The sequence below is a fragment of the Sphaerospermopsis aphanizomenoides BCCUSP55 genome, from assembly GCF_001586785.1.
In the GTDB taxonomy this organism is placed as follows: Bacteria; Cyanobacteriota; Cyanobacteriia; order Cyanobacteriales; family Nostocaceae; genus Sphaerospermopsis_A; species Sphaerospermopsis_A aphanizomenoides_A.
Window position 1 is genome coordinate 44556 of the sequence record NZ_LUFH02000036.1, and the last position, 6639, is coordinate 51194.

Genomic DNA, 6639 nt, shown 5'->3' on the forward strand with positions numbered 1-6639 from the left:
AGATGTGTACAAAATTTTGAAGTGTAAAGCACAGGTGGAGTCAAGAAAAATCAAATCAAAGAACTATAGGAGTAACTGCGTTAACATATAAGCCAAAGCTGCACTACCTAAAGGAACTGTTAAATTATCAATACCCAAAAATGAAAAAGCTTCTAAAAGAGTAGCTACAATCGCCACAGCTATTGATATTATCCAGATTTGCCAAATGTTGCTTTGTGTTGCCAGTAAAATAGAATTACTAATTAGGAAACTAATCAAAGTCATGGTTAAAGAACCTTCCCAGCTTTTCTGTGAGCCAAAAAGTTTATATTTATGTTGACCAAATTTTTGCCCAATTAAGGCTGCTAGTCCATCTCCCCAAGCCATAATTAGAATTCCTAATGCAGCATATTGGGGTAGCTGTAAATACCAGAACCAAGCGACTAAAATACCAATACTGACAGCGTAAAAAAATGTGCCGAGACTTTGACGACCGACGCTGTTAATTCCAGGCAGAATGGGGAAAATGTAGGATAATAAGGTGATGATGCTGGCTAAAATTGCAGCTGTAATGCCAAGAAATGCGGGGATATTTAGCCACCAAGCCAGTAAAATGACATTACCTGTACCAATATGTACTATTTTACGGATAATTTCCGCTTCACTATTAGTAAAACGACTAACTACCCAAGCGATGAGGATGATCAGTAAAACCCAAGCTGAGGCTGAGGTTATTTGCAGCCACAATAGGGGCATAGGTTCTAAACCGGGAAATGTAATCAACACGGAAATTTCTTTACTTCTGTAATTACTTTAATAGATTTAGCTATGAAGATATTATTAATTTGGCTGATTAAAGGCTATCGGTTATTCATTTCTCCTCTGTTTCCTCCAACTTGTCGCTTTCAACCAACTTGTTCGATGTATGCCATACAAGCAATTGAACGCTTTGGCGTACTACGTGGTAGTTGGATGGCAACTTTGCGGATTTTACGCTGTCATCCTTTTCATCCTGGTGGTTATGACCCAGTACCAGAACTAGGGGAAAAATCTAGTTGTCAGCATCATGAATAAAATTAGGGTGTAGGGTTGTAGGGTGTAGGGGAATAAAAAATAACCTCCTGCCTGTTCCCTGTCACCTTCTCTATATGTGCCTTTTGTCAACCCAAGCCACTATAAAATGTAGGTATTTTAGATGAATCTGGTTTAAAATAATTTATACCAATTGAGTTGATCTAAAAAATGCAACCTATTCAATGCAGATGGATTGGGATTTTTTCTGGGTTAATGGTTTTAACAGTGCCATTGGTAGCAAAAGCTAATGATCCTGGTCTTTGTTACATGAAGACATCATCCGGTAGGATTATCAGTCTGGGGGAAATGTGCAAAGTCCCACCACAAACTGAAAATGTTTTTTTAGTTCCTATTAAGCGTCGTCAGGCTAAGACACCAATTATTGATGTTAAGTTTAATGGTGGTCAAGTATTTGAGATGGTTTTTGATACTGGTGCAAGTGGTATTTTGATTACTCAAAAAATGGCAACATCTCTAAAAGTTAAACCGGTGGGAACTACAAAAGCTAGTATTGCTGATGGTAGTGTGGTTGAATTTCCAACTGGTACAATTGCTTCTGTAGCTGTTGGTGGTGTTGTTGTGAATAATGCACCAGTAACAATTGCACCTAAAGCTGGTATTGGTCTACTGGGTCATGGTTTTTTTGAGAATTATGATATTAAAATTCTCGAAAAACAAATTGAATTTCATAAGCGTAAATAGGGTTAAATTTGTCAGGATTGAGAGTCTAAAATCCAAAATTGGCTATGCTTGTATTTACAGAAAAGATGTTTTTACACAACAAATAGCCGTGATAAATTATTCAGATGCTAGGGATTTTGATTTCCAACTCCTGACTCCTGACTGCCAAATTCTTAATAAATCCAAAATCTAAAATCCAAAATCTAAAATCTAAAATTAATGCGACCTTATCACCAAATATTAATTGTTGAATGTGGTGAACCATTGCAGAGGATTCCCCTGGAATTATTTGCGGTGGAATCTCCTCATCCCTATGAAAAGTTGGGTGCTAACTATGAGGGATACTCACCTTATTATTTACGTGAGAGTGTGATGAAAAAGTTGATTGAGGCGCAGAATTATTTACAATTGCTGCATCCTGGTTGGTATATTCAAATCTTTGATGCTTATCGCCCTGTGGGTGTGCAGCAGTTTATGGTAGATTACAGTTTTGCAGCAGCTTTGCGAGCTAGGGGACTGAGTACAGAGGAATTATCACATCAGCAGCGAGAAGAAATTTGGCAACAAGTGTATGAAATTTGGGCTGTACCAAGTTTAGATATGAAAACTCCTCCTCCTCACAGTACAGGTGCTGCGGTGGATATTACGCTGGTAGATAAGAATGGGGAAGTTGTGAATATGGGTTCTGCGATTGATGAGATGTCAGAGCGATCGCACCCAGATTATTATGCTGATAGTAATCAAGAATATCATGCCCATCGTCAATTGTTACGAGATGTCATGTTAAAAGTAGGATTTCAACGCAATCCGAGAGAATGGTGGCATTTTTCTTTTGGTGATCAAATGTGGGCTTGGTTATGTAATCAACCTCATGCACGCTATGGGAGATTGATATAGATCCTATAAATCAAATATCATCAGGATTCACCCAGATATTCTCAAACATTAATCACCATACCCAAAAATATTAACCACAAAATCCTGTAAATCCTAAAATCCTGGACATCCTGATTCTGACAAAAACAATCTGCGTTTTCTATACTGTAAATCCTTATAAATACTCTCAATAAACAGATTTTTGATATCTAACGCACCACTAAATATGCTTGTTGCGTAAGTCCTAAATTTAAGTTTTTTTCACATTATTAAACTAGCTTATTTTATAGCGATCAGCCTCTACCACTTTGGATAAAGTGATCGCTTTCTTCATATTTGCTAAAGCTTCTCCATCAGTTTTCTATATCCTAGAGGCGATCGCTACCAAAACAGTAATGATAGCGATTACCTATTGATCAATTAAATATCATCAGGATTGATACCTAATGACCTTAAATAAGCTGCTAATTTCTCTTTTTGTTGTCGTTCTTGTTCAGCCATTTCCTCAGCTTGTTGTTGGGCTAAAGTTGCTTGTTGGGCAATTTCCTCTGCTTGTAAACGAGCTTGTTTTTCAACAATAGCTCTTTCATCACCAGTCAACAGCAAATTTCCCGCTTCATCCCACCAACGTACCCAGGGTACACCGTCATCTTCTATTAAACCTAATTCCACACCCATAGGAGGAATGGCAAAATTTCCTCTTTCATTTGGGAGCATCTTTTGATAACTTCCATCAACTAAACGATAAACCTCCAGTAATGCCTTTCTCGCTTCAAAAATTGCATAGAAAGGAATACGAATTGCTTGTTCATAAACCCAGAATTTTCCGGCTTTTTCGGTTTCACCGGGAGGAGTTGTGTCTCTTTCTTCTGCACCATTTCCCGAAACAAACTCAATTGCGATTAATGGTGCTACAAATTCCTTCCATAACACATAGGAACGTCTATATTCTCCATTCAGTTTTGGCGGTACATTAGGTACATAAAACCAATCAGGAGCTTCTGCACCTTTTTCTGGTGGTTCAGTCAAACGCCAATAAATACCGCTATCTTGACCAATACAATAGTTACCATCTGGATGTAGTTTCTGCAATACTGGCTCAATAGAACTGGTTAAAACAATACTTTGTGGATGCTCCTGAAAATTTTTCACGAAAGTGCCATCTGAATCTGGTAGTTGCCTATGATCTGGTAATGTAAATTGATGTGTATGAATATCTTGAATTGGGGGAGTAGTGGGATTAATCACTGCTTGAGTGGTTTCCATAGTCACTCCTGGATATATATTTGTTTAATTTTAACAGTGATAGGGATTTCAGGGTTTAAATGCCTGAAACCCATACCTCATCTTTTGTATAACCTGTGAATGTTTAACAGCTTATATCAATAAATTTTGCAAAATATAACTAGATAACTCCAAAAATCCTTCTCCTTCAGGCGCAGTTGTTATGTATGCTGGTTGATATTGTAACTGGCTGAAATATTTGCTAACATTTGCCACACCAACAGAAATCGGAAAATAACCCTGATCAAATAAACTTTCATCATTGGGACTATCACCAACTGTAACAATTTGTGATAGTGAATATTCCGGGAAATATTGACGTAGAACTTGTAGCAATCCTACAGCTTTATCCTGTCCTTGCGGTTTAATATGACACTGCACGTTGCTATAAGTAAAACCCCAACCCTCTTGTTGACAAAGATGACTGAGATGTTGTAGTTCAGCTGGTGTCAAAGAATCAACATCAAAAGTCCAATCGGTGACACGAAACCGATTATCAGCAGATTCCCTGATGTGAGGAAATTGACTTTGTAATTTAGTAAATACTCTGGCTAAATCCTGACGATGGTTAGCTATGTCAGTAATAGGTGTTAAAGATATAGGTTCAGGTTGTCCAGATAGATAGAATAAACCGCCATTTTCTGCTAACGCACCCACCACCGGCATTAAACTGCTTATTGCATTTACCCAACCCGCTGAACGTCCGGTAACAATCAGTACCTGTAATCCTGTGGCTGCTAAATTTTCCAAAGCTTGCAATAGTGAAGATGTGAATTTTCCCTGGCTGGTTAAAGTACCATCCATATCTGTGGCTACGAGACGAATATTTCTCAACTCATGAGAATGGCTAATATGTCTGGACATATAAAAATAGGAATTGGGGAATTATGATGTAAAAAAATACTAACAATACAGTAATGTAATATTGACACCCTTTGGTCTAAAGACACGGATATTTTTGTTACTCTTCGAGTAGGCTTTGCCTACAATGAGTCCACACAAACTAAACCCCTTTGGCTTACCCTGGGGTTTTTTGTTACATCCTCGGCTTAAAATACATTCAAACCTAAAAACTTTTTGGGTTTTTAAATTTAAATTTTGGGGTTTTCAGCCTATTTTCTTATAAAAATTTGGGTATCCTAATCATACAAGAGTAATATCTTTCAATTTACTAATCATGCTTAATACCATGCTTCTAGCCCAGTCTTCAGGTGGGAAGACTCAAAAGGCAGTCAAAGCAGTACCAGCCAATGAGTCTCAAATCACACCTTTATTAATGTTTTCCAGTGGAGGACTACTTTTTGCTGTACTGGCTTTGATTGTTTATGGCAAATTTTTAATGCAACAGTATGAAAAAAAAGTTAAGTTTGAAAAATTTCGCACGCGAGAACTAGAAAAAAAGCTGAAATTGGCGCTGGAAACCATTCGCAAAATGGAAACCAACCCCGATTTAGTCCACTCCAGAGACTTTAACCTTGACTATCTGCGAATGCGGATGTCAGAAGAAGTATTTCATTTTGGCGTTGTTAATCAAATTAAACTCAAGATTAAAGATAGAATTTCTATTGCACTGCGTCCTGGACAGTCTCAACAGGGACAAGTGGGGATTGCCAGCAATACTGGTAGACAAGTAGATGAAATTTTTGATGTCGAGTATGAAACTGGTGTTGCACCCAATATTGTTAAACGAGTGTTATTTCGGATTCAGATTCGCTTGATGAAGTTACCCACTCAAGCTACTTCTGCGACTATTAGTCAAATCATGGATTGTATAGAAACTTATCTTAGTCCTAGAGAAGATGATGATTCATGGCAGCCGACAATTCAAGGTCGAATTGTTTATATGCACTGGGATCAAAAGGCAAAACCTACTCCTCTGCTGGTTTTAGAACAATCAAATGAAGGGGTAAATGTTACTTTCCGTACTACTCGCCAATCCAATGCTTCTGCATCCCCGAATACGCCAACTCAAAATAAGAAGGTACAAGGTTCTTAAACTTCTCCTGCTACCTTGTGACTACTAACTACATTTTGGGCATTACGAGTTAACAGCCCGTCTTCCATTTCGACAATGCGATCTGCTATGTCTAAAATCCGGTTATCATGGGTGACTAATAAAATAGTAGTTCCTTGTTCTTTAGCCAGACGCTGCATGATTTCTACCACATCACGTCCTGATTGTTTATCTAATGCAGCCGTGGGTTCATCTGCCAGCACTAATGGAGGGTGATTAACGAGAGCGCGGGCGATCGCAATTCTTTGTTTTTGTCCACCAGATAAATTGTCTGGGTAGTAGTTCATTCGTTCTGTTAACCCAACTGCCCCCAGCATTGCTTCTGACTTCTGAATAGCGACTGATTGAGAAATACTTTGATTTAATTCCACTGCCATTTGCACATTTTGTCTAGCAGTTAAGAAGCCTAATAAGTTGTGAGCTTGGAAAATATAACCAATATTGCGCCGGATTTGTACTAATTTACTTTGACTAGCGCCAAATAGTTCTGTACCTAAAAATTTCAGACTGCCTTCTTGTACAGAACGTAGTCCACCAATTAGGCTCAGTAATGTAGTTTTACCTGAACCTGATGGACCAGTCATAATCACAATTTCTCCGGCATATATTTCTAAATTGATATCAAATAAAATTTGTTTTCTGAGCGCCCCTTTACCATAGTAATGGTTAATATTTTTAATGGAAATTACAGGTTCTGTGGTGATCATAATAGGGAATGGGGTGTGGGGTGT

The 6639-nt window shown here is 38.0% G+C and carries 8 protein-coding genes; 4 read left to right on the forward strand and 4 right to left on the reverse strand.

Going from position 1 to position 6639, the window contains the following annotated elements; translation table 11 throughout:
- Positions 1-63: 63 nt before the first annotated feature.
- Entirely contained in the window at positions 64-765 is a 702-nt protein-coding gene (locus A0J48_RS11250) for a diacylglycerol/polyprenol kinase family protein (RefSeq protein ID WP_325078660.1), read from the reverse strand.
- Between the two features lie 42 nt (positions 766-807).
- Here A0J48_RS11250 and yidD point away from each other — a divergent pair, with 42 nt between their 5' ends.
- The 3 genes from yidD to A0J48_RS11265 all read left to right on the forward strand — a co-directional run bounded on the left by yidD (position 808) and on the right by A0J48_RS11265 (position 2631).
- Positions 808-1053 carry a membrane protein insertion efficiency factor YidD gene (gene yidD, locus A0J48_RS11255; protein ID WP_200323091.1) on the forward strand — a complete coding sequence of 82 codons (246 nt, stop codon included), beginning with the start codon at positions 808-810 and terminating at the stop codon, positions 1051-1053.
- A 168-nt stretch (positions 1054-1221) separates the two neighbouring features.
- Entirely contained in the window at positions 1222-1755 is a 534-nt protein-coding gene (locus A0J48_RS11260; RefSeq protein ID WP_200323094.1) for a retropepsin-like aspartic protease family protein, read from the forward strand.
- Between the two features lie 198 nt (positions 1756-1953).
- The gene (locus A0J48_RS11265; RefSeq protein ID WP_200323096.1) at positions 1954-2631 is read left to right on the forward strand and encodes a M15 family metallopeptidase; all 678 of its coding nucleotides are present in this window, start codon (positions 1954-1956) and stop codon (positions 2629-2631) included.
- Between the two features lie 399 nt (positions 2632-3030).
- Here A0J48_RS11265 and A0J48_RS11270 read toward each other — a convergent pair whose 3' ends face one another.
- Together A0J48_RS11270 and A0J48_RS11275 are read right to left on the reverse strand one after the other, a co-directional pair.
- Positions 3031-3876 (reverse strand): Uma2 family endonuclease, encoded by an 846-nt coding sequence (locus tag A0J48_RS11270; RefSeq protein ID WP_200323098.1) that lies wholly within the window; start codon positions 3874-3876, stop codon positions 3031-3033.
- A gap of 111 nt (positions 3877-3987) precedes the next feature.
- Positions 3988-4758: an HAD family hydrolase gene (locus A0J48_RS11275; RefSeq protein ID WP_200323100.1), complete on the reverse strand. Its 771-nt coding sequence runs from the start codon at positions 4756-4758 to the stop codon at positions 3988-3990.
- A 313-nt stretch (positions 4759-5071) separates the two neighbouring features.
- Between A0J48_RS11275 and A0J48_RS11280 the strand changes: the two genes are divergently transcribed.
- Positions 5072-5890 (forward strand): hypothetical protein, encoded by an 819-nt coding sequence (locus tag A0J48_RS11280; protein ID WP_200323111.1) that lies wholly within the window; start codon positions 5072-5074, stop codon positions 5888-5890.
- Here A0J48_RS11280 and A0J48_RS11285 read toward each other — a convergent pair.
- Positions 5887-6615: a DevA family ABC transporter ATP-binding protein gene (locus A0J48_RS11285; RefSeq protein ID WP_200323113.1), complete on the reverse strand. Its 729-nt coding sequence runs from the start codon at positions 6613-6615 to the stop codon at positions 5887-5889. The genes A0J48_RS11280 and A0J48_RS11285 overlap by 4 nt on opposite strands.
- Positions 6616-6639 lie beyond the last annotated feature (24 nt).

Coding starts and splice junctions, on each gene's coding strand:
- yidD (WP_200323091.1), top strand. CDS start 808: ATGAAGATATTATTAATTTGGCTGATTAAAGGCTATCGGTTATTCATT.
- A0J48_RS11260 (WP_200323094.1), top strand. CDS start 1,222: ATGCAACCTATTCAATGCAGATGGATTGGGATTTTTTCTGGGTTAATG.
- A0J48_RS11265 (WP_200323096.1), top strand. CDS start 1,954: ATGCGACCTTATCACCAAATATTAATTGTTGAATGTGGTGAACCATTG.
- A0J48_RS11270 (WP_200323098.1), bottom strand. CDS start 3,876: ATGGAAACCACTCAAGCAGTGATTAATCCCACTACTCCCCCAATTCAA.
- A0J48_RS11275 (WP_200323100.1), bottom strand. CDS start 4,758: ATGTCCAGACATATTAGCCATTCTCATGAGTTGAGAAATATTCGTCTC.
- A0J48_RS11280 (WP_200323111.1), top strand. CDS start 5,072: ATGCTTAATACCATGCTTCTAGCCCAGTCTTCAGGTGGGAAGACTCAA.
- A0J48_RS11285 (WP_200323113.1), bottom strand. CDS start 6,615: ATGATCACCACAGAACCTGTAATTTCCATTAAAAATATTAACCATTAC.